21 protein-coding genes and 2 tRNA genes are annotated in these 23,484 nt (G+C 45.5%); 3 read left to right on the top strand and 20 right to left on the bottom strand.

Annotated features, from left to right (window positions below):
• Positions 1-42 precede the first annotated feature (42 nt).
• The 5 genes from CI597_RS02655 to CI597_RS02635 all read right to left on the bottom strand — a co-directional run bounded on the left by CI597_RS02655 (position 43) and on the right by CI597_RS02635 (position 2,736).
• Positions 43-441, bottom strand: a complete 399-nt coding sequence (locus tag CI597_RS02655; RefSeq protein WP_024728290.1) for an HAD family hydrolase — start codon at positions 439-441, stop codon at positions 43-45.
• 25 nt (positions 442-466) lie between these two features.
• Positions 467-1,123 (bottom strand): HAD family hydrolase, encoded by a 657-nt coding sequence (locus CI597_RS02650; protein ID WP_024728291.1) that lies wholly within the window; start codon positions 1,121-1,123, stop codon positions 467-469.
• Entirely contained in the window at positions 1,117-1,911 is a 795-nt protein-coding gene (locus CI597_RS02645) for a Cof-type HAD-IIB family hydrolase (RefSeq protein WP_024728292.1), read from the bottom strand. The genes CI597_RS02650 and CI597_RS02645 overlap by 7 nt, the downstream gene beginning before the upstream one ends.
• A gap of 304 nt (positions 1,912-2,215) precedes the next feature.
• Positions 2,216-2,350 carry a hypothetical protein gene (locus tag CI597_RS18905; RefSeq protein ID WP_268876100.1) on the bottom strand — a complete coding sequence of 45 codons (135 nt, stop codon included), beginning with the start codon at positions 2,348-2,350 and terminating at the stop codon, positions 2,216-2,218.
• A gap of 29 nt (positions 2,351-2,379) precedes the next feature.
• Entirely contained in the window at positions 2,380-2,736 is a 357-nt protein-coding gene (locus CI597_RS02635; RefSeq protein ID WP_024728293.1) for a hypothetical protein, read from the bottom strand.
• Positions 2,737-3,079: 343 nt separating this feature from the next.
• Here CI597_RS02635 and CI597_RS02630 point away from each other — a divergent pair, with 343 nt between their 5' ends.
• The 3 genes from CI597_RS02630 (at position 3,080) to CI597_RS02615 (ending at position 6,200) form a co-directional block, all read left to right on the top strand.
• Complete coding sequence (locus tag CI597_RS02630) at positions 3,080-4,807, top strand: FUSC family protein (RefSeq protein WP_024728294.1); 1,728 nt, start codon at positions 3,080-3,082, stop codon at positions 4,805-4,807.
• Positions 4,808-4,952: 145 nt separating this feature from the next.
• The gene (locus tag CI597_RS02625) at positions 4,953-5,264 is read left to right on the top strand and encodes a prepilin-type N-terminal cleavage/methylation domain-containing protein (RefSeq protein ID WP_024728295.1); all 312 of its coding nucleotides are present in this window, start codon (positions 4,953-4,955) and stop codon (positions 5,262-5,264) included.
• Positions 5,265-5,957: 693 nt separating this feature from the next.
• A complete protein-coding gene (locus CI597_RS02615; protein ID WP_024728297.1) occupies positions 5,958-6,200 on the top strand; it encodes a hypothetical protein in 243 nt (80 codons plus the stop codon).
• Positions 6,201-6,744: 544 nt separating this feature from the next.
• Here CI597_RS02615 and CI597_RS02610 read toward each other — a convergent pair.
• The 15 genes from CI597_RS02610 to recJ all read right to left on the bottom strand — a co-directional run bounded on the left by CI597_RS02610 (position 6,745) and on the right by recJ (position 23,421).
• Positions 6,745-7,650, bottom strand: coding sequence for a homoserine O-succinyltransferase (locus CI597_RS02610; RefSeq protein ID WP_024728298.1), 906 nt, complete (start codon positions 7,648-7,650; stop codon positions 6,745-6,747).
• Positions 7,651-7,742: 92 nt separating this feature from the next.
• Positions 7,743-9,041 carry a ComEC/Rec2 family competence protein gene (locus CI597_RS02605; RefSeq protein ID WP_051405232.1) on the bottom strand — a complete coding sequence of 433 codons (1,299 nt, stop codon included), beginning with the start codon at positions 9,039-9,041 and terminating at the stop codon, positions 7,743-7,745.
• A 12-nt stretch (positions 9,042-9,053) separates the two neighbouring features.
• Positions 9,054-11,009, bottom strand: coding sequence for an NAD-dependent DNA ligase LigA (gene ligA, locus CI597_RS02600; protein ID WP_024728299.1), 1,956 nt, complete (start codon positions 11,007-11,009; stop codon positions 9,054-9,056).
• The gene (locus CI597_RS02595) at positions 10,999-11,736 is read right to left on the bottom strand and encodes a pseudouridine synthase (RefSeq protein ID WP_034549771.1); all 738 of its coding nucleotides are present in this window, start codon (positions 11,734-11,736) and stop codon (positions 10,999-11,001) included. The genes ligA and CI597_RS02595 overlap by 11 nt, the downstream gene beginning before the upstream one ends.
• A gap of 101 nt (positions 11,737-11,837) precedes the next feature.
• Positions 11,838-12,035: a heavy-metal-associated domain-containing protein gene (locus CI597_RS02590; protein WP_024728301.1), complete on the bottom strand. Its 198-nt coding sequence runs from the start codon at positions 12,033-12,035 to the stop codon at positions 11,838-11,840.
• 44 nt (positions 12,036-12,079) lie between these two features.
• Complete coding sequence (locus CI597_RS02585; RefSeq protein ID WP_024728302.1) at positions 12,080-13,681, bottom strand: MBL fold metallo-hydrolase RNA specificity domain-containing protein; 1,602 nt, start codon at positions 13,679-13,681, stop codon at positions 12,080-12,082.
• Between the two features lie 2 nt (positions 13,682-13,683).
• Entirely contained in the window at positions 13,684-14,751 is a 1,068-nt protein-coding gene (locus CI597_RS02580) for a GNAT family N-acetyltransferase (protein ID WP_024728303.1), read from the bottom strand.
• On the bottom strand, positions 14,752-15,306 hold the full coding sequence (gene ispF / locus CI597_RS02575) for a 2-C-methyl-D-erythritol 2,4-cyclodiphosphate synthase (RefSeq protein ID WP_024728304.1): 555 nt from the start codon (positions 15,304-15,306) through the stop codon (positions 14,752-14,754).
• 122 nt (positions 15,307-15,428) lie between these two features.
• Positions 15,429-15,502: transfer RNA gene (locus CI597_RS02570), tRNA-Met, on the bottom strand.
• Positions 15,503-15,529: 27 nt separating this feature from the next.
• Positions 15,530-15,602, bottom strand: a tRNA-Val gene (locus tag CI597_RS02565).
• A 216-nt stretch (positions 15,603-15,818) separates the two neighbouring features.
• Entirely contained in the window at positions 15,819-17,111 is a 1,293-nt protein-coding gene (locus CI597_RS02560) for a C39 family peptidase (protein ID WP_235824528.1), read from the bottom strand.
• 65 nt (positions 17,112-17,176) lie between these two features.
• Entirely contained in the window at positions 17,177-19,708 is a 2,532-nt protein-coding gene (locus CI597_RS02555; protein ID WP_024728306.1) for an SbcC/MukB-like Walker B domain-containing protein, read from the bottom strand.
• On the bottom strand, positions 19,705-20,841 hold the full coding sequence (locus tag CI597_RS02550; RefSeq protein ID WP_024728307.1) for an exonuclease SbcCD subunit D: 1,137 nt from the start codon (positions 20,839-20,841) through the stop codon (positions 19,705-19,707). Before CI597_RS02550 ends, CI597_RS02555 begins: the two co-directional genes overlap by 4 nt.
• Positions 20,842-20,857: 16 nt before the next feature.
• The gene (locus CI597_RS02545) at positions 20,858-21,685 is read right to left on the bottom strand and encodes a Cof-type HAD-IIB family hydrolase (protein WP_024728308.1); all 828 of its coding nucleotides are present in this window, start codon (positions 21,683-21,685) and stop codon (positions 20,858-20,860) included.
• Positions 21,686-21,696: 11 nt separating this feature from the next.
• Entirely contained in the window at positions 21,697-23,421 is a 1,725-nt protein-coding gene (recJ, locus tag CI597_RS02540; protein WP_024728309.1) for a single-stranded-DNA-specific exonuclease RecJ, read from the bottom strand.
• Between the last annotated feature and the right edge of the window lie 63 nt (positions 23,422-23,484).

The following is a 23,484-nucleotide window of genomic DNA, read 5'->3' as shown; positions in this document are numbered from 1 at the left end:
CCCAAACATCTTCGGAGAGATTTATTTCGTCTATATAAATTCTTAAAAACTTCTGCACAATTCCAGAGTGATATCTTTCATAGGAGTCACTACATGGTCGGCCGGTTTTAGTCCCTGATTTGCAACCTCTAAATTCCGGAATCCGATCACACTCATTCCGGCACTCTTGGCAGCCGTGACTCCGTTGCTGGAATCCTCGATCACCAGACACTGTTCCCGGATTTCGTGCGTGCCCTTCAGACATTCCTCTACAGGAACATCCAGTCCCAGCATTTCTGTTGTTGTCTTCCACATGTGCACCGATGCGCCGCCGAAAAATTGTTCAAAATATTCTTTGGTAATACTCTTTCCATAGCGCTCCAGAAACTTATTAGCCACAATAAAAAAGCCGGGTTCTGTATCTACGATGACTCCGTCCATGTCGAAAATAACTGCTTCCACTCTATTTCCTCTCCATTTATGTATTTTAATTAAATAATCCTTTCAAAGTAGTTACATTCACGTCTTCCAGGGAATGAACAACTTTGTGTGCCTTTTCATGAGCTGGACTTCCATATTCAGGATTGCTGAAACCGAGAACCTTCATACCTGCCCTGCTGCCTGCCAGAACACCATTGACAGAATCCTCCACCACAGCACAATGTTCCGGATTGATTCCAAGCTGTCCAGCGGCCTTTAAAAAGACTTCAGGATCAGGTTTGGAATGTTCGCAGTCTTCTCCTGTCACTAGCGCACGAAAACAGTCAATGACTCCTAAATTCTCTGTGATCCTTACGATGTGATCCATCGGTGAAGAAGATGCAACCGCTGTCGGAATTCCTTCTTTATGGAGAGAATGGATCAGCTCCAATGCTCCTTTGATCGGGGTAAATCCTTCCTCCTCAACCACTTCTTCATAGATCTCGAAAAAACGCCGAACACAATAATCAACGGTCGTATCCAGGTTTAAATATTCAATGGTATCCGTAAATAACTTTTCCATCGTAGTGCCGAAATACCGGGCATTGTATTCTTCATCCACATATGCATCGAATTCATCCAACAGTCTGAGCAAAGCTTTATAATATCCGGGCTCAGAATCTACAATAACTCCGTCCATATCAAAAATAACTGCTTCTAACATAATTCCCCCCTAAGTACTGCCTTTAACACTTTTAATACACCGTCTTCTTTGTTGGAATCTGTCACAAAATTTGCGGCTTCTTTCACCTCTTCCCTGGCATTGGCTACGGCAAAGCTGTGGGCAGCCCGTTTCAGCATCTCAATATCGTTGATATTATCGCCGAAAGCCAGTGTCTCATCCGCAGAAATATTATAATGCTCCTGAAAACGTTTCAAAGAGTTCCCTTTATTTACTCCAAGGTTCATACAGTCTACCCATTTCTCTCCTGCACTCGCAACGTAGATCCTGCCTCCCCATTTATCATAAAAATCTTTTCCTACCGCATCTTCCGCATTCCGGTTGTGGAACACAGACACTTTGCAGACCCCTGCTTCCACTTTGAATAAATCGTCCACCATCACTGCATTGTATCCATAGTCGTCCTTCATATGGCGGTAAAGCATTTCGGAGTCAAAATAGCTGGTCTCCCCGTCGTTCAGAGCGCAGGTACATCCGGGAATCTCCTTTGCATCCTCCATTATGCTTTTGACGATGAACGGGTCCATCACATCTACATGTTTATATTCTCTGGATGTGATACAGGCACCATTTTCGGACAGGAAAATAATATCATCTTTGATCGGTTCAAAAAAACGCTCAATGCTTTTTCTCTGACGTCCGCTGGCTGCTACGAACAAAACTCCCCGTTTTCTGAACTCCCGGATCACATCGAAATATTCAGGATTCAGATTCATAGCTGCTTCTTCTACCAGAGTTCCGTCAATATCTGTTGCAATTAGTCTAATCATGGGCATCCTTTCTATGAACAATAGTTATCGCTGTAAGATGGTATCTGCCATAAACTCCGCAAAACAAAGTGGGCAATCCCACTTCAATGCCCCAGCCCCTCAAGCTTTGAAGGGCTTGACAACTTTGAGCGCCAAATGCGATTTGACGTAGTCAAATAGGTTCCTTTCGCATTTGTGCGCATCATGCCCGGAGGGCTATATTATTCCATAGGAAGGTTCTTAGGACTTTCCTATGGAATAATATAAAAGCCTTGATACCATAGCTAATGCTATCATATCAAGACTCTAAATTCAACGCCGCCGATTATAAATCTTTCTCTGTCCCAGGGATCTGGTCTCTGACCGCTTTCTCTCTATGGGCAATGGCAAGCATATTTTCAAGATAGACGGAAAAATTCTCATCCTGTAAAAGCATTTCGTTGATGAATCCGCTTCTCAACAAAAGTTCTCCGGCATGGATGATGGCTTCTAGCCTCCCGGAATGATCGTGTAGGCTGCATTCCCTGTACTTCCCTTTCTATTTCTCTCCCACTTTTTCGATGATACCGGGGTCTCGTACACGTTTTCGGGGTCTCTTAAATGCTCTTCTCCTTTTCCAAAAAACCAGCATGCAATGAGTACTCCGAGTCCCGGTCCCAAGTTGCCTTCGAGGAGAAAGTAGATTGATTTTCCGGCCTCGGCCGCGTCTGCAAGTCCAAGCGGTGTCAGCACGCCATACTGAATGGCGTTGTTTAAGATTACGAGAATTTCTGCTGAAGAATTGTCATAAAGCATCTCAAAGCCTGTCGGAATCTTGTTTTTCAGCAGACTGTCCAGCTTTTTCACAAGCTATCCTCCCTGCAAAAAGATCGCGGTGAAAAATCCCATGCGATCAGAGCACTGATGTTTGGCAGCACCATGCCGCTCAAAAAAACGTCCGAACTTCTGTACTTGCTGTTTCATAATGTCTCTCTCTTTTCTTAAAAAGATTGTATTGTTGGTATGCTTTTATTATAAAGGATGTTCAGAGCAAATAGTTGCCTAAGCAATTTAACCTTGGCAAGAATGAATCCTGTCAAAATTTATAGGGACATATTGTTCGTGTACGAAAAAAAAGCCAAAAGTGACGTTCTTGAACAAGGTCCTTTGGCATGATACCATTATGAATTGCTGAAAGGAGGCATTCTAATTGAACAATAAGACTAAAAAGATACTGGCTTCCTGCCAGGAAAGTCTGAAGAAGAATTTCAGATTTGCCACTCTGGATTTTATTTTTATTATTACTTTTGTTACAGTATTCCAGAAAGTATTTGGCATGGAGAATTCCATCGTCGGTGTTATTTTTACCATTATGATGGCATCTTCCATGTTAAAGGATATGACCGCTTCACCGGTAAAACATCTGGCAGGCCAGGCTGCTGTCCTTGCAGCCATGGCTGTCTCCGCCTGTGTTGTAAACACACTGCCCCCTGTGTTTTCATTTCCGCTGAACTTCGGAATGATCTTTCTGATCCTTTATGTTTTTACTTATGAGCATTCCAGCCACCTTTACTTCCCGTACATACTGTCCTATTTGTTCCTGATCTTTATATCACCGATTACACCGGATCTGCTGCCAAAGCGTCTGGCCGCCATGATCACAGGTGCTGTCTGCATCATTCTGTATCAGTTCATTATGGGCCGTAAACGGGTTGTTGAGACCACAAGAGATGCGCTGTCTGATATGATTGATGAGACGTGCAATCTGATCGATTATATGATCACCGGAAAAGGCTCCCCTGACACACCGGAAGACGTGAGAAAAAATCTGTTCCGCTTAAGCCGTATGGTTTATGACCGCCGGAAAAGGATTTTGTGCATTTCAGATGCTGATTTTGCAGTAATTGATTCCGGCCGGGGTATGGAACATCTGTTTCTGATCCTTTCCGGTATGGAACAGCCGCTCTCTGTCTTCCAGACTAAAATGCTTTGCTCCGTCTCCGAAAAGCTCTCTGTCTTCCGGCAGTTTGTCCAGGGACAGATCAAAGAGCTCCCTCCGCTCCTTTGGTCTGAATTTCTGTCTCAGAAAGAGGATTCCAAGGCAAATGAACTATTTGACGGGCTTACCTATCTGCGGGAACATCTCCTCCATATGACGGATCCGAAAAAAAAGACCCGGTACCGGAAGACGATGCTCTCTCTTTCCATCCGCCTTAAGGCCGCCCTGGATATCAGTCCCGTCAGAATCGTATATGCCCTGCGCGTCGGTCTGCTCCTGGCATGTTCATGCTTGTTTGTCCAATCCATGCATCTTGTTCACGGGAAATGGCTGCTGTTTACCATCGCTTCTGTTTCTCTGCCGTATGCCGACGACATCGGACAGAAGGCAAAGAAAAGGTTTGCCGCCACAGCAGCCGGCGGTCTCCTCAGCCTGCTTTTGTATGCGGCTGTCCCGTCTATGACAGGCCGCACTGCGATTATGATGTTATCCGGGTACCTTTCCTTTTACTTTACAGACTATACCGGTACTTTCGCCTGTTCCACCATTGGTGCTCTGGGCGCCGCCGTCTTTACCGATGTCTTTGGGTGGAGCAGTGTGGGAGAAATGCTGGCAATCCGTCTGGCGTATATAATAGCCGGAATCCTTGTCTCCCTGATCTTCAACCTCGTAATCTTTCCATTCAGCCGGAGACTTGCAACAGAACAGCTTTGGAATAAATATGCCGCAGCTACAAAACTGCTGACACAAATATGCAGGCAGGAGGATACGGATACACAGCTCTATTACAGCCTGATCATCCAGTCCCATCTGCTGGAAGAAAAGCTGGCAAAAAATGCGGATGATGAAGAATGGGAGAAACTGAAAAATATGCTTCCAAAATGCCGTCAAAGAGTGAGAAATGCCCACAGAAAGAAAACCCGCATTCAGACAGTGTAGGCATCAGAAAAGGGACAGCTGCAGATCCGAAGGCGAAGCCTCTGTTTCACAGTGATTTAACATAGATTTCTCTTTTCCTGTACCTGATCCTAGGCAGATATACTATACCAAAAGAAAAATGTGGGAAGGAGCTGACCATACTGTGATGTCATACAGATACAAGAACAAAAAGGGATTTACCTTAATGGAACTCATTGTAGTTCTCTTGCTCCTGGCAATACTTCTGGCTCTTTTGATTCCTTCCCTGATCGGCTATATTACAAATGCTCAGAAGAAAGCATGCCTGGTCAACAAAGCAGGGCTTCTGAGGGCTCTCACTGCCAATGAGATCTATGAGCTGGAAGGATCAGGCAAGTACGACACCGCATACCTGAAATCTCTTGCCGAGAAATCCGAATACAAATGCCGGATATGTGGCTGTACGGCGAGAGACATTGTCGGCTTCCGATTCTTTTGACGGAAAACCCCCGTACTTATAACGTGCCCGGAAGAAGCGACAGTGATTGGACGGAGTACACTGGAGTGAAGCAGAGTGAGGATGATAAGAAGAATTATACAAAGATATATCAGATATTTAAGAACATGTAAAATTAATGCTCCATTACCACAGGGACGACTCTGAAAAGTCCTCCCTGCGGTAATGGAGCAAAATTATGAAATAACCACAATCTTTTTTCAACAAGCATTATGCCTCTTATTTTTCTTCCGGCTGTTCCTTTTCATCTTTTTTATTATTTTTACTCATAAACTTATGTTTCTCCCTAAAAAATTTTCTGCAGCTGGGAAAATGCTTTTGTTTAGCATCATATGGAATACTGCTTTATTATGTTCTTTTTGTCCCGCTGCTATAATCTGCATATCTTGAAAGTTCTCAGGGATCCCGTCTATAATCTTTTCAACTGATTTTACATCCAAATGCTTTACAAATCTCAACAATGCAGCTGTACAGTCTGGATTTTCAGCGTTTTCAATGAACCGAAACGGATGAATATTTTTATCGTTTTTTAGACAGAGAAAACAGAAAATCGCTATGTCACAGCCTTGGTAGGCCATCGCGCAGCGATTTTGTTCAATTCCAGTTTATATGGCGAGTGATAGATTGGAAGTTGTCAAAATAAAGCATTTCGGCTATGAAAGGAGATATATAATTATGAAATATATTATTAGGATTATTCAGGTTTCTACACTTCTAGGTGGAGCAGAGTTTATGCTAATGTTGCTTTTTGGAGATTTAACCGAAAGTGTAAAGCCAATAGTATTAGGTGCTGTATCTATCAGTCTGATTATATCTGCGGTACTTGACATAATTGACAGAAGATTAGCAAGTAAAAAAATGGGGTATCTAGTGTTTTATCCTGATATTTTAATGAATTTATCAGGAAATATTAGTTAGCAAAGTATTTATCAAATCCCTGTTTATGCAGGGAATAAGCTTAAAATTTTACAAACCGACAGAGTGATCCAGACACGGTGGCGATCGAAGACATAGAGCCACGCCAGCTATGCTGGCGAGTGTCAGCGAGCCGTTCAAAGCCCCCGTTATCTAACAGGGGGGGTACTATTAGAAGAAATAAGAGACAAAGCAAATACAAAAATGCCGATATGCAACGATTTATAAGGTTATAAGAACTTACTGCACTTCACACCCTGTCTTTTCTACCCGACAGGTCAGAAACAGCATATCGGCACAAGAAATTATATGATACAAGGTGTATGCTCCTATGAGTATATGCCTTTTTTGATTTAAAAAAAACAAATACCGATACCAAGGGCATCCTGATAGATATCTCTTTCATTTGCAATCCTCCTTTCTTTATTTAATTTCACACAAAAAAGAACCATTGATTTTTTCAATGATTCTTTAAATATCCATTATATTAAAGCCTTTTCATAACAGCATGTTACTTTTTTGTTGACACCAATTCTACACAATTTTCCTACAGATCGTAAGGGGTTGCCTGATAAACATAATAATTCAGCCAATTATAATACATGGCATTGGCATGGCATCTCCACGACTTTACAGGCCCCTTTTTCGGGTCGTCATCCAGGTAATAGTTTTTCGGTATCTCAGGGTTTAATCCGCGGTTTATATCCCTTATATATTCCTGATGCAGAGACATGACATCGTACTCCGGATGCCCTGTGACGAAGATCTGGCTCCCGGTCTCGTTTAAAATCAGATATGGCCCCGTCTCCTCGGATTCCGCCACAACCGTCAGCTCCCTGCACTGTTTGATAGCCTCGCCGTCCACACCGGTATTTCTGGAATGAGGGACAAAAAAGTAGTCGTCAAACCCTCTTACCAGCAGCGTCTTTTTGTGAAGCGGATAGTGCCGATACACACCGGAAATCTTTTGGTCCAGAACGTTTTTCTTAACCCCATAGTGATAGTAAAGCCCTGCCTGGGCAGCCCAGCAGATATGTAAGGTGGAAGTGACATTCTCTTTCGTCCATTCCATGATCTCCTCCACTTCCTTCCAGTAATCCACTTCTTCAAATTCTTTCAGCTCCACGGGAGCACCGGTTATGATCATTCCGTCAAATTTTTTGTCCCGTACCTCATCAAAGTACACATAAAATTTCTCCATGTGGGATTCCGGCACATGAGTGGGCTCATAAGAGGCTGTCTTTAAAAATGTAATATCGATCTGCAGCGGAGTGTTGGAGAGACTCCGGAGCAAATGCAGCTCTGTATCCAGCTTATTCGGCATCAGATTCAGGATCGCAATCCTAAGCGGCCGGATATCCTGCGTCACCGCCCGGTCTATATCCATCACAAAGACATTTTCCTCCTCCAGGATGGCCCTGGCCGGCAGGTCTGTATCAATTCTAATCGGCATATTTACACGCTCCTTTGTTCTCTACTTTTTCTTCTTTTTAATTACGAAACCTTTTGTCTTTACAATCGTGCTTCCGGAAGTAGTATTGTATTTTATGTAAAGACATCCTTTAAATCCTTTTTTACCCTGTCCTTCTTTCCGGTCTTCCATCGGTATTTGGCACTGCTTTTCCCCTTTTTGACCAGCTTGTACTGGACATTCTTAGTCCTTGTAAATGACTGGGGTTTGGCCTTAATTGAGATTTTCAAAGGTTTCTTTTCTTTGACCTTATACTTGTTTTTCGCATTGACTGACACGATAGACAGTTTTTTCTTCCCGCTGGACTTCACCGACATCTTTTTCAGGAGCAGTGATGACTTCTTGGAAGAAACATAAGTGCTGGCCCTGGCCGGCTCATTTTTATTTCTGGATGTGCTGACGCTCAGCCTGCTTCCATTGGAAGTAACGATAATATTGCCATTGTCGCCCGTAGTATAAATATTAGACTTGGCAAGTTCCCTCGTGATCAGACCGGACGGCACTCTGTCCTTATTTCGGTATCCATTGCTGATAATCGATATGGCCGGCTGTACTTTGTCAAAAAATTTCTTGTGATTCGATGAAAACTTCCCTTTCGCATCTTTATTGCGCACATCCTCATATCCGTGGTGCGGCACCTTCAGAACCTGGGATTTGAGTTTAAGTCTCTGGTTTATCATATCGTACTCGGATTCCTGCTGAGTATCCCCGGTCATCAGAAATGAATTTTTTCCATAAGTAATTCTGCATACAAGGGAAAATTTATTGACCTGCCGGGAATTAAAATCAACTTCCCGCCCATATTTAAAATTGGTCCGTCCCGGTGAATAAAATGTAAGCTTTGCGTTTCCAAGATATATAGATAATTTCATCCGCGGTACAACAACCGGTATTCCCCGCTTCTCTATCAGTTTATTGACGGCGCGGTAGATTTTTGAGCTGTAAATATCATCCTCGCCCGAATAATGATAATAAACCGGCTGCCGGGTCGCATAGACCCTTCCCACAGAGATCGATCTGTCCTCCAGTATGGAAATAAATCCTCCGATGTGGTCCTTGTGCGGATGAGTCATGATGACAAATTCCAGCCTGCGGATTTTATATTTCTTTAAGTAATTATGTACTCTACGGCTGACATCTATGGTTTTTCCTCCCAGAAGCTGTGTCGTCTGAGGTCCTGCATCGATCAGCGCATATTTTGCACTTTTCCCTGATCCATACTGAAGCAGGGCACCGTCTCCGGTGCCTACCTCGATAAAATGCACTTTAAATGCAGCTGCCGCTTCTGCCTGTTTCTCATTTCCCATCCATACGGCCGCAGATGTCATGACCATCACCGCCGCCAGCATCCATGAAATTAACCTTCGTTTCATTTTCATCATTCCTTACTTTATCATGTCCATAAATTCCTCTTCTGTTATGATCGGTATGGAAAGCTCCATGGCCTTTTTGTTTTTGGATGAAGTGGAATTTTTATTGTTGTTGATTAAATAGTCTGTTTTTTTCGTCACGGAGCCGGTCGCTTTTCCTCCCAGCAGTTCGATCTGCTCCTGGAGCTGCTTTCGGTTTTCGTAGTGCTCTAAAGAACCGGTGATGACAAAAGTCTTGCCGTCCAATATTTTCTCTGTCTTTTCGGGCTGCTTCTTCTCAATCTCCACGTACTGAAGCAGTCCATCCACAGTCTGCCTGTTGTTTTCCAGACGGAAGTATCCGCTGACAGCATCACCGATGACCGGTCCGATACCGTCAATGACTGTGAAATCATCGGCATCCGCATTTCTGATGGCATCCAGGTCATCCTCAAAGTACCGGCAGATCAGCTTTGCATTGGACAGACCTACATTGGCGATGCCAAGGCTGTACAAGAACTTAGGAAGTGTCACTTTTCTGGCTCTTTCAACGGCATCCACCAGGTTATGAAAGGACTTCTCCCCAAAGCCTTCCATCTCTATAATCTCTTCCATGTGATCTTTCAGGGTAAATAAATCGTACAGTTCGTTTAAAAGACCCTTGTTCATCATCTTATGCAGAGATGCCTCTGAAAGTCCGTCTACGTTCATGGCATCCCTGGATACAAAGTGCGAAAACAGCTTAATCTTTTTAGCACTGCAGAATTGATTCGGACAGACCAGGGTGCGGATCCCGTTTTCTTCCTCGATTTCCGTCTTTCCTCCGCAGGCCGGACAGGTATCCGGGATCGGTGCATCGCCGCTTCTTGTCTGATTTTCTGCAAGCTGCGGAATGATCATATTGGCCTTATATACGGAAATCTGATCTCCTACGCCAAGTTCCAGTTCTTCCATCACGCTGATATTATGGAGACTTGCCCTGCTGACCGTAGACCCCTCTAATTCCACAGGATCAAAGATCGCTACAGGATTGATCAGTCCTGTCCTGGACGGGCTCCATTCGATCTCTTTCAGTGTAGTCTCCGCAATCTCATCCGCCCATTTAAAAGCGATGGAATCCCTCGGAAATTTGGCTGTCGTCCCAAGGCTCCTGCCGTATGCAATATCATCATAGATCAGCACCAGTCCGTCGGAAGGCTGATCATTGGTCTCAATGGCCTGCGAGAAGCGTTCCACTTCCTCTGCCACCGTATCTTTCGTCACTGCCACATAATCCACGATATCAAAGCCAAGAGATCTTGCCCAGATGAATTTCTCTTCTACAGAATTATGAAAATCCACATCCGGAACATCCCCCACGGAAAAACCATAAAAGCGGACATTCCGTTTGGCTGTCACTTCATTGTTCAGTTGCCTGACAGAACCGCTGCAAAGATTCCTCGGATTTTTATATCTGCTGTCCAGGTCTTCCATCTCTTCGTTCATCCGCTCAAAATCAGAATAATGGATCACGGCTTCTCCCCGGATTACAAGGGTTCCTTTGTATGCGAGCTTTTTGGGCAGATTTACAAATACCTTTGCATTGTTTGTGACGACCTCTCCCACTTCCCCGTTTCCCCGGGTCACGGCTTTTAAAAGTACGCCGTCCTGGTACGTAAGGACAATGGTAAGCCCGTCCAGTTTCCATGACAAAAGGCCCTTTTGGTCTCCCAGCCATTCTTCCAGCTGTCCCACCTCTTTTGTCTTGTCCAGGGAAAGCATCGGGGAGGAATGGGGTTCTTTTTCCAGTGAAGTTAAAAGCTCATATCCCACATGGACAGACGGGCTGTTGGCCAGCACCGTATCTGTCTCTTTCTCCAGCTCCAAAAGTTCATCATAAAGCTTGTCATATTCAAAATTACTCATGAGCTCTCTGTTTTCCTGATAATAGGCTTTGGATGCCTCACTCAGGATATGGATCAGCTCTTTCATTCGGTCAAACTTATCTTTCACGGATCAGTTCCTCTTTTAACTTTTTTATTTCCTCCGGCGTAAGCTTCCGGTAGGATCCTTCTTTCAAATTGCCGAGCCTGATATTCATGACCCGGACTCTTCTTAGTTTGGTAACCCTGTATCCAAAATATTCACACATTCTGCGGATCTGCCGGTTTAAGCCCTGGGTCAGGATGATCCTGAAGTTCTCGGGACCTTCTTTTTTGACCGTACATTTCCTTGTGACTGTGTCAAGCTCTGAAAGGGGCACACCGTTTCTCATTCCCTGGATAAAGTCATTGGTGATCCTTTTGCTGACTTTCACTTCATATTCCTTTTCGTGATAATTCCTGGCCTTCATAATCTCATTGGCGGCTTCCCCGTCGTTGGTCAGCAGGATCAGTCCCTGGGAATCCTTGTCCAAGCGGCCCACAGGATAGATTCTTGAGGGATAACCGACGGCGTCAATGATATTGTTGGCTTCCTCTTTGCTTGATGTACAGACGATCCCTTTCGGTTTATTGTATGCAAGATATACTGTCTGAGTATTCATCCGGATCGGCTTTCCATTAAAACAGACTTCCTGCCCCTCACAAACCTTTGTCCCCGGCTCGGCTGTTTTTCCGTCAACCGTCACCTTGCCCTGCTCTACATAAAAATCAGCCTGCCTTCTGGAACACACGCCTGCCTGACTTAAAAACTTATTAATCCTCACGGCGGAGTTTTCATTCCGTCTCTCTTCCTTCATCGTTTCTCCCATATCCTTAAAAATGTCATACTTAATAATTGTATCACGATTGCCTGAAAATTGCACGTCTCTATAGACAGTTCCCGGATCATCCGGGTATTTTATATTTCCTGTGCAAAATACCCCAGCTCCCCCAAAACTTCTTTTGCTTTTTCGATCAGTGTATCATCATCTTCCGGAAGGATGATACTTTTGTCACTCAGTTCAACTTCCGCTTCAATGCCCGCGTCCATAAGACCTATCTTTATCCGGTCCACACAGTGGTCGCACAGCATCTCATCAGACTTTAAAACCTTCATCTGTTTCCTCCTTCATGATCGCATCTCATAATGCTCTTATGCTGTCATCGCTCCCATTTGTCACAGAGAGCATTGATCTGATCCGCAAATCTGGCCAGATCCTTGTTGGCCCCGCCTTCACTTTTCCGTATGACAGACATCATGCGCTCACCTGCAGCCAGCAGCCTTGCAAATACAGCATTGGCTCTTCTCGTGCTCTTCCTGCTTTCCGGCACTTTTTTCGGCGCAACTCTGAGCTCCCACTCTCCTGCGGCTAAATCAAAAATATCTCCGCTGTACGGTGCTTCCGCCTTCCTGCCGCATTCACTTTCCAGGTATTGGGCAAAGCTGTCGCAGGTTTCATCCTCTCCGTGAACGATAAAAAATTTTTCAGGCTGGTCTTTAAAAGCCTCCGCCCAAACAGAGAGTCCTTTTTTGTCCGCATGTCCGCTCATTCCTTCCAGGCGCACCACATCGGCTTCTACTTTGATAGTCTCACCGAACAGCCGGACTTCTTTCGTACCTTCCACAAGAGCACGGCCCAATGTGCCGTAAGCCTGGTATCCGACAAACACAATGGTATTTTCAGGCTTCCACAGATTATGCTTTAAATGATGCCGTATCCTTCCCGCCTCACACATACCGGAAGCGGAGATGATCACCTTCCGGTCTTCATCAAAATTGATCGCCTTGGAATCATTGCTTGTGATGGATAATTTCAGATTGGAGAAAGTGATCGGATTGATGCCCTGATTGATCAGTGCCATGGCATCCTCATCAAATGTATCATGTATGTTTTCCTGAAAAACGTTGGTGGCCTCCACTGCAAGAGGACTGTCTACATACACGGCAAAATCTCCGTGGTCCTTCACCCTGCGCTCCTCTTTGATCTGGCGGATATAGTACAGAAGCTCCTGGGTCCTTTCAACCGCAAATGACGGGATAACTACATTTCCGCCCCTGTCAAACGTCTTCTGAATCAAACCTGCAAGTTCACCGACGTAATCGGGATGACTTTCATGAAAACGGTCTCCGTATGTGGATTCCATTACCACATAATCTGCACTCTCCGTATAATGGGGGTCTTTGATCAGAGGCTGGTTGTTATTCCCGATATCACCGGAGAAGACAAGCTTTTTCTGCGTGTCCGCCTCGGTGAGCCATACCTCAATGCTGGCGGAGCCGAGCAGATGTCCTATATCTGTAAAACGGACGCTGATGCCCCGGCTCAGTTCTAATTTCTCGTTATACTGACAGCCTATGAACTGCTCCATAACACTTACCGCGTCATCCATCGTATACAGAGGAGGCTCTTCCGGCTTCCCCGACCGTCTGGCCTTCCGGTTTTTCCACTCCGCCTCAAACTCCTGAATATGGGCGCTGTCACGGAGCATGATGTCACAGAGTTCTTTGGTAGCCTTTGTGGTAATGATACTGCCCCTGAAGCCATTGGCATATAAAAGCGGAAGCAGTCCCGAATGATCAATATGGGCGTGGGTCAGCAGCACAAAGTCAATTTCTGACGGATTCACCGGAAGTTCTGCATTCTCATAAACATTCTTTCCCTGCTCCATTCCATAGTCAACCAAAAAACGCTTCCCACACGCCTCCACGTAATGGCAGCTGCCCGTTACTTCATGGTCTGCTCCGATAAACATTAATTTCATAGTTATACCTCCTCGGTAATATATACGGCGTCCAATGGTATCAGTTCTCTCAGACACGGATGCCTCTCCAATACTTCCTCCCCGCCGTATCCAAATACTGCTTTTGAGAAATCACCGATCGACAGCTCTCCCACAGCTTTTTTGGATGAAGGGCGGATTTCTGTCCCGTCTTTTGAGGCGGAAAACAGGAAAGTTCCGTTATTCTTCCCGATCACAGGGTCCGTTACAGTAAGAATAAATTCTGTTTTCTTTCTGCTCTTCAGGCAGCGGCACAGCGCCTCAAGGGATGTAATTCTGAACATGATCTTCGGGACCTTTTTCCCCTGTTTCAGACAGCCCGCGGATATCTCGATTTTATTGTCCGGAAATGTTCTGCTGATCATCTCTAAAAATCTTTTCTCATCTGTACCGAATCCCAACCGTATATATACTGTATCTTTTTCTTTTCCGTATGCAAAAACTCCGGTTATCTCACCGTGCTCTCTGAACACCATCAAGTCTCCGTCCTGGCTTTTTGCTTCCCTTGCCGCCTGCTGTATATAATCCTGATCTATCACCGTATAAATATCATATGACCGGATCTGCCGGTTTAAGAACCGAAGTACTTCCTGCATATCATCTCCCCGGAACTGTTCCGGAGAACCTGTAACTGCGCCCGCTTCCCCTGTGATCTCTGTCTCTGCCCAGTCCATCACAAACACAAAGTCGAAAGGTTCATAGTAAGCCTTGTCGGCAGGTATCAGATATGTGAACGGCTCACCTCGCTCTGCCATATCATTGAGGACCCTGCAAAGCATTTTTCGCATGACGCCTTTTCTCCTCATTTCTTTCCTTGTGGCCACAGCCACGATATAATGTGCATCAAATTCTTTGTCTGAGATCTTCATGCGGTACGGATTCAGGTGGATCATTCCCTGCAGCCAGACGCCGTCCCATGCCATGAGCACCTGATTTTTAGGATAGATCACATCAAAATAATACTCCGCAAACTTTTCAGGGTCCTTAAAAATATCCTGATACATCTGAAAAATCAGATCCCTGTGGCTTTTGTCGTCATAAACAAGTTCCATCTATTCCCCTTTCCGGCATCCCTGGCATCCCTGACATCCGGTCTGTGCGCCCGGCCTCAATACGTCTTCATAGATATAATTATCTACTGCAGTCAGCATGCAGACCGCCTGGGCGCTGATCCCAAGTCCTTCACCGGTAAATCCCAGATGTTCTTCCGTGGTCGCCTTTACGTTGACCTGTTTTCTTCCGACTCCGAGTGTCTCTGCGATCTTCTCTGTCATATCTTCAATATAGGGCGCCAGCCTGGGTCTCTGTGCGATCACAGTGGCATCTACATTTTCAATCAGATAACACTCTTTCTCCACCAGTTCCCTGACCTTCTTTAACAGTTTCATGCTGTCCACACCTTTATATTTGGGGTCTGTATCCGGAAAATGCCGGCCGATGTCCCCCAGAGCCGCGGCTCCGAGCAATGCGTCACAGATGGCATGCAGAAGCACATCTGCATCTGAATGGCCTAACAGTCCTTTTTCGTATGGAACATGCACGCCTCCTAAAATCAAAGGACGGCCCTCTACTAACTTATGCACATCATATCCCATTCCAACTCTCATATCCCATACCTCGCTTTCATATTTTTCTGTCATCTATATAGAATATCTCATTTTCTTTATTATAATATAATTCCATGCAAGATACAAAAAAAAGACATGTTCTAAAAAAACATGTCTTTTCATAGCGATGAGCAGATTCGAACTGCTGACACTACGGGTATGAACCGTATGCTCTAGCCAACTGAGCTACATCGCCATATCCTTATGCGTTCCGCATAAAGAATGGGACCAATAGGGCTCGAACCTATGACCCTCTGCTTGTAAGGCAGATGCTCTCCCAGCTGAGCTATGATCCCTTGTCTCGCGACAAAAATTAGTATATAAAATAATGCGAAAAATGTCAACAATTTTTTAAATTTTTTTTAAAAAAGTTTCCAGATTCACGGTTTCCTTGAAAAACAAAGCAGACAAATCCACCTCATCGCCTGAACCCTTTCACTCTTATTATTAAAGAAAAAATACAGCCTGACCGCGTCTGTCCGCGGTTCAGACCGTATTGCTTATTGCTCAGTTTAATCTTTTAAGAAATCAGACAGGGTAGGTCCCTGGCTCTTTTCCATCGGATGGGTCATCTCCCAGAAGGTCTGGCTGATCGCCTTCGTCTGCAGTTCATCCACAACCGTCTTCAAAGAATAATCTTTGATCACCTGTTCTTTTAATTCTACGGATACATGATCCCTGGAATCAATATCCAACAGAGTCACAAAGCTTTCTTCCGTCACAATGGTTCCCCTTTTTAATGGAACAACAACGCTCTGGTGCTGCACCAGGACTGCTTTTAAGTCATTATAGCGGTGCTGTTTCTGCCGCTGTTCCTTTGTCTTTTCCGCATCATCTCTTGACTTCTTGGCCTTCAGTGCAGCTTTCTCTTTCTTTCCGGGATTATAGATCTCCCAGAACGGCCCTCCTGCGGATGCAGATTTAGACTGCTCGATCACATCTTTTAAACGGTACTTGTATGTACTGCGCTGTCTGCTTCCCACGTCTGCAACCGTGACCTGGTCTTTGTCATCGATCGCCACCAGAGCTATAAAATGTCCTCCTTTGGTAAAATAGCCGGGTCCCATGAGACCGACTACCGGATGCTTCTTTTTAAGCGCATCCCTGATCTTCTTATAGTCCGTTCCGAGTCCATTGCAGCCCAGCTGATAATTTTTAGCCAGGGCCGGCACAACTTCATGAGCAGAACCTGCATTACTGTAATAACCATGCTCATATGCCCAGACAGTCGTGTCAAGCGGGGTTACCCACTTGCCGGTCAGCGAGGTAATACACACTGCCATGGCAGTAGGTCCGCAGCCGCTGCTCTTAATGCAGTAGCCATTCTGGTTCCAGGCGGAATCTCCCTGATTAAAATAGGTAAAACCTGCGATGGTTTCCTTCTTATCCTTCATGCTGAGACGCGTGTCATTGTAGATCTTGGGGATAATATTGGAAACTGTCTTTTCTTCCTTCAGATTCTTGTTCTTTTTCAGCTTTTTGACTTTGTTTTTCTGTTTGATCTTTTTTGTCTTTTTGTTAGAAGCCTTAGATGTCTGTTTCTTCTTTTTTGTCGTTTTCTGGTCCTTATGCGCCGTTGTCGTCTGCTGTTCCGTCGTCTCCTGCGGCTGTGCCGTGGTTGTGGCTTCTGTCTGTGCAGCCGTTGTCGATGTGCTTTCGGACGCTGTTGTCTGATCTGTTGCCGAGCTCTGTTCTGTTGTCTTTGCCGTTGCTGCCGCTTCCTGACCGTATGCAAACGTGTTGCTGCCCACTACAAGGCAGCCGCATAGTACAGCAGAGCAGATGGATTTCATGTGCTTGTTCATTCTGTATTCACTCCTTAGCTCACTCATTTATTCTCCATCCCCCAAAATTTATTATAATCCTTTTCTCACAATTTCTCAATGATACTCCCCATATTTTTCTTACGGACCGTAATTTTTTCTTCAATCCGCTCAGACAGCTCCGGAACATGGGAAATAATGCCGATCATCCTGTTTTTTCCGGAGAGCTCCTGGAGACAGGAAACTGCCTGTTCTAAGGATTCACTGTCCAGGGAACCGAACCCCTCGTCTACAAACAAAACTTCGATCTCAATGCCTCCGGCGCTGTTCCTGACAATATCCGATAGTCCCAATGCCAGGCACAGTGCCGCCTTAAAGGACTCACCGCCCGAGAGGGTTTTTACAGACCTGCGCTTTCCGGTATAATAATCCATTACTTCTATTTCTAAATTATCTTTTTTTCTGGCATCTGTGACTGTCTCACTCCGAAACATCTCATACCGCCCTCCGGTCATTTTCAGAAACCTGATATTTGCGGCCTTTAAAATATCCCGGAAATAAGTAATGAGAATAAACTGTTCAAAGGTCAGACGAAGTGCATTATTTCCGCTCAAAAGCCGGTCCACATCTCCCACAATGCCGTAACTCTCTTCAAGCTTTTCTCTCTTTTTCTGCTTCTCTTTTAAAGAACAAAGTGCCCTCTGTCTCTGATGCACAAGCACGGCAAGCTGTTCTCTTTCCTCCTCTGTTTTTTTGATCTCTTCTTCCAGTTTCTCCAGATCACCTCTTGAAACCTTCCCGCGTTCAAGCTCAGCCTGCTGTTTCTGCTTTTCCTCAAAATCCGCACGGCGTTCCTCCAGGAGAGTCCGCGTCTTGGAAAGCGCCGTTTCCGACTCGATGCTCTCTGCCGTCAGCCGGTCTTTCCCGGATTCATATTCTTCCAGCTCTTTTGAAAGCATGAGATGCTCCTCCTGGAGTTCCTCCGCTTTGCCCCACGATTTCAGCTGTTCTCTGAACGCCCTCATCTGGCCTTCTGCCTTCATCAGCTGTTCTCTGATGTCCGCCAGACATCTTTCTTCCTCCTGTTTGGAAAGCTTTTCCGCTGAACAGGCTTCTTCTCGCGTGATCTCCTCATATTCAGGTTCTTCTCCGAGCTCTTCCTGTTTTCTTTTCCATTGTGTCTCTGCCGTATTCTTCTGTTCTTTCAATTCCAGCATTTTTTCATACCATTTACGGAAAAGTTCTTCTGCCTTTTCTGCCCGGTCTTTTTGTGCCTCCATCTGCTCCCTGTCCGGAGCTTTTGAAGGAACCCTGGCCGGCTTTGGATGCTCCATGGAACCGCAGACAGGACATGGTTTGCCTGCCCTTAAATCTTTTGCCAAAATGCCAATGCTGCCCGCATAAAAAGCGGACTGCATCTCCATATAGGTGCCCTGTTCTTCTTTCCTTAATGTATCTGCCCTCCGGTACTCGCATTCAGCCTGATCAAATTCATCTGAGAGACGCTTAAAAATCTCAGAAGAAGCCTTTGCCTCTTCCTCTGCTTCAAGCCATTCCTGGTAAACTGCCATCCTGGTCCTCTTGATCTGCCCGAACTCTTTCTGACTGGCTTTTTCATATTCTGTTTCCAGCTGTCCCAATCGTTCCAGTTGGTCTTTGATCTCCTTTAATGCGCCGAGACGCTCCTTTTTAAGATCCATCACATCCCTGAGGCTGTAAAGTTCTTGCTTCTTTTTCCGGATATTCTCACGCTTTTCTTTAAGCTTTACTAATTCCTCTTCCAGACTGCGGATCTTGGAAGCCAGAATTTCTGCCTCCTCAGATATTGTCTTCGACTGCTCAAAAATCTGTTTCTTTGAGTCAAACTCTTCTCTCTTATGCCTGCTGTTTATTAAAGCCTCGGCTGCCTGCTGTTTCTTTTCCTTGTAATCGGCCTTAAGATAAGCGATCACAGACGGGAAATCTTTGTTTTCCCTCATTTCTTCGTATGCCGGATCTTCTCCTGACAGTTTGGCCGCCTCTTCCATCTGATTTGTGATCTCACGTATTTCACCAAGCAGAGCTCTGGCTTTTTCACCTGCCAAAGCCTGGATTCTTTTATAGATCTGCGTATGAAAAATAGAGCGGAACACTTCTGCCCGGTCACTGGATTTTGCTATGAGCAGCCTTTGGAATTCCCCCTGTGCCAGCATGGAAATCTGGCGGAACTGGTCATAATCAATAGAGAGGAGGCGGGCTAACTCCTCGTTAACTTTGGACGTTCCCGCTTTTACAGTTCCATCAGGCAAAGTCAGCACAGCATCCTCTTTTTTTACCGTCATTCCCGAACCTTTTCTTTTGGCTCTCCTATATTTCGGATGGCGCTCTACCCGGTACTTCTCATTCCTGTGTGTAAATTCGAGGATCACATAGGTATCTTCCTTTTGTGAAGCGAAATCGCTCCTAAGATTTTCCTTCGTGCGGATGCTTCCGCTGACTTCTCCGTAGAGAGCATAGGTCAGCCCGTCAAATATTGTAGTTTTCCCGGAGCCGGTAGGCCCGGTGATCAAAAACAGTCCTCCCTGAAATTTTGAAAAATCAATCTGGTTTTTGCCCGCATATGGACCCCATCCGCTGATCTCGAGAAATAATGGCTTCATGAGTCCAATCCTCCTTCTTCCAGAAGTTTTTTAAGAAATTCCATCCTCTTTTCTTCTGCCTCACCGCAGGTCAGCTTAAGAAACGATTCCCCGAGTTCCAGCGGTGTCTTTTCACGGACATCGGCATAAACCTCACCGCCACCGGATCTCTGTTTTTTTTCCAGGTTCAGTTCCATAATATTCGGATAAGAGGCACGGAGCTTTTCCATAGGATCTGCAAGTTCCTCATCATCTGTCAGCACAGCGCTGATATAGTCTTCACAGTCGGCGGCCTCAACCACCTGCGGATCGAGTAGGTCTCCAAGTTTTCCTTTGATCCGGCGCATATCATGTCTGGGCCTGAGCGGGTAGACTGTCAGTGTTATATTGCCTTTTTCTTTCAATTCAACCAGCGTCACAGATTTCTTGTGAAATTCTTCAGAAAAAGAGTATTTAAGTAGGGAACCGCTGTATCTCACGGTCTCCCTTCCCGCTTTTTGAGGGCCATGGATATGCCCAAGTGCAGCATAGTCATAGTCTTCAAAAATGGTGTAAGAAATCTGTTCTGTCCCTCCCACACTCAGCAACAGTTCTGAATCAGACTGCCTGACAGGTTCCGTCCCTGTGACAAACTGATGGGTGACCAGCACATTCCGCTCTGTCCTGTCCACCGGATGACGGGCGAGGACGGAGCGCATGGCATCTTCATGTGTGCGGATCTCATCCTCAGGAAACAATGCTCTTGCCTCAGCCGGCTTAAAATACGGAAGCAGGTGCAGGCAGACCGGCCCGTATTCATCTTCCAGCCTGACAGCGGGGAATTCTTCTCTAAGCGTCCCTTCCATATAAATGTTCTGCTGTCCGAAAAGCTTCTGCCCAAACTCCAGCCTCTCGCCCGAATCGTGGTTTCCCGCCACTAAAAAAACAGGCACCATAAGCTTTGCCGTACCTGTCAGAAACCAGTCAAACAAGGTCACAGCCTCAGCCGGAGGAATACTCCGGTCATAAATATCTCCTGCCAAAAGGAGCCCGTCAACGGGCTCCTTCTCCATCAGTTCCAGTACCTGTGTAAGCACATGTCTCTGATCTTCTATGAAATTCATTCCATTTACTGTCTTGCCCAAATGCAGGTCAGCCATATGCAAAAGCTTCATGATCTTTCGTTCCCCTTTAGTTCAGCGCGAACCGCTCGATGGCATAGGCGACTCCGTCTTCCTCATTGGATTTTGTAACAAAGTCTGCTATATTTTTCAGTTCATCCATTCCATTCTCCATCACTACACCGAAGCCCGCTGCCTGAATCATAAATGTATCATTGGCTGCATCCCCGCACGCCATCGTTTCCTCGATCGGTATGGAAAGATGTTTTGCAAGCTGTGTGATCCCGTCTCCTTTGTCACATCCCATCTGAGTAATCTCTATATTATTAAACAGTGCGCTGGAAACGCTGGCAATCCCCAGATCACTCAGTTCCTTCATGACACGTTTTCTCTCTTCCAGATCACCAAAGAAGGCACTGATCTTTTCAATGCCGTCACTGTTTTCTTCCACATAGGCTTCCAGATCATTGATCTCCTGTCTGGTTCTTAAAATAAGGTCTTTCTGCTGGCTCTTAATATCAAAATCTTCTAAATGATGATAGAATTTTCCTTCCATATAGCCCTGGCCGTTCCTGTAAATATCTCTGGTACAATTATATTCAGTAAGTTTCCTGAGCAGAGTCAGAGCTGTCTCTTTCGGAATGTGGTTCTTGTATATAATTTTATCTTCCAAAGCGTCATAGATCGTCGCCCCATTGCAGCAGACGGCATATCGGACTCCCTCTAAATTCCTGATAAAATCTGGGATTGCTTTGTAAATCCGCCCTGTGGCCGGCACAATATGTACGCCTCTCCTCGCTGCTTCCTCAAGTACTTCCCTCGTATGTTCCGAAATCTGCTTCTGGTCATTCAGCAAAGTTCCGTCTAAATCCATGGTTACCAATTTAATCTGGCTCATAACTGTCCTCCCTAGGTAAAAAAGTAATGCTGTATCCGTATCTGCAGGCTCTCATTTCCCCTGTATACGTTAATATCCGGATAGTAGGTGCAAGTGATGTACTGCTTTCCCTCTCCCATCTTTTCACGGAATATATCTTCCTCTTCAAAGATCATGCCCGTCATTCTTGTTCCCCTGTTACTTAAAAGCGACAGCCGGATTACATTTCTATTATCGCCGAATACCTGGATTCTTTCAATGAAAAGTTTTCTGTGGGCAAACAAAGGCCTCTTATTTTCCTTTCCAAACGGCTCCAGCACCGCCATCTGGCGCACCAGTTCTGCAGAAATATAGTCAATCGGCATATCCACATCGATCGAAACCTTTTTTATGAAATCATCCTCTTTAAGATCACAGCAGCCATTGATCCGTCTGCGGAATTCCTCCACTTTCGACTCATCTGACAGAGAACACCCTGCAGCCATGGCGTGTCCCCCGAATTTGGTAAAGACATCCTTCACTTCATTCATGGCTTCAAACATGTGATAGTTCTCGATGGAACGTCCGGAACCTTTGATCCCCTCTCTTCCTTTGGTCAATACAAAAACCGGCCTGTGCACCTTGTCTTTGACCCGCCCGGCAATGATTCCCGCGATGCTCTCATGGCAGTCCGGAAGATAGATCACGAGGACCTTGTCTTCCCCGTATCCATTTTGTTCTATCTGATCCAGCGCTTTTTTGACTCCCTCGTTGGTCATTCCCTTTCTCTGGTCATTGAGCTCTTTCAATTCCTGAGCTGTCTCTTCTGCGGCGGCCATATCCTTTTCCATGAACAGTCTTAAAACCTTTTCCGCCGATTCCAGTCTTCCGCTGGCGTTGATGCACGGGCCGATGACAAACCCTAAATGATAAGAATTGACAGATGCCTCTTCAAGATTGTGTACCCTTAAAAGCGCCCTCAGACCAGTATTTTCAGTAATACCGATTCGGTTCAGCCCTTCTCTCACAAAAATGCGGTTTTCCTCCGTGAGATCCACCACATCACATACTGTGGCGATGGCCAAAAAACAGAGCAGCGGTTCCAGGTTCTTATCCTCCCTGCCCTCCATTCGGTAAAGTGCTCTCATGAGCTGAAACGCCACCCCGGCCCCGCAGAGCTGTTTATAGGGGTATACGCACGATTCCTGTTTTGGATTCACGACCGCATCCGCCGGCGGCAGGATCTCCCTCTTTCTGCCTTCTTCCATTTGATACGGAACCTCATGATGGTCTGTGACAATGACTTCTATGCCCAGATCTTTTGCTTTTTTTACCGGATCAAAAGCGGCGATCCCATTGTCACAGGTAATGATCAGTCCGACACCGTCTTCTTTGGCATTCACAGCCATCTCCGAATTCATTCCGTAACCGTCCTGGATGCGGTCGGGAATGGTAAAGTCCACACTCCCTCCGAGATCACTGAGGCCTTTCCACAATATATAATTAGATATCACCCCGTCCACATCATAGTCAGAGATGATCCTGATTCTTGTGCCCCCACGGATCGCATGATGGAGCAGTCTGCATGCTTCCGTTGCGTCCTTCATCATGAACGGATCTGAAATATCCGAAAGAGTCCCGGATAAGTACCTGCGTATCTCCTCCTCTCCCGTGATATCCCGGTTCCGGATCAGCCTGGCTATGACCGGATCGATGCCGAATTTCTCTCCGATCCGGATAAAATCTGCTTTCTTCTTGCTGATAAACCATTTTTCCATAAGTAACTTTTTGTCCCCTTCTCGTGATGTAAGAAAACTGCAATCAAACTTCTTGTCTGATCA

It is taken from the genome of Anaerostipes hominis (ex Lee et al. 2021), from assembly GCF_002270485.1.
GTDB lineage: Bacteria > Bacillota > Clostridia > Lachnospirales > Lachnospiraceae > Anaerostipes > Anaerostipes hominis.
The sequence above is the reverse complement of the archived record's forward strand: the minus strand, read 5'-3'. Positions and strand labels throughout refer to the sequence as shown.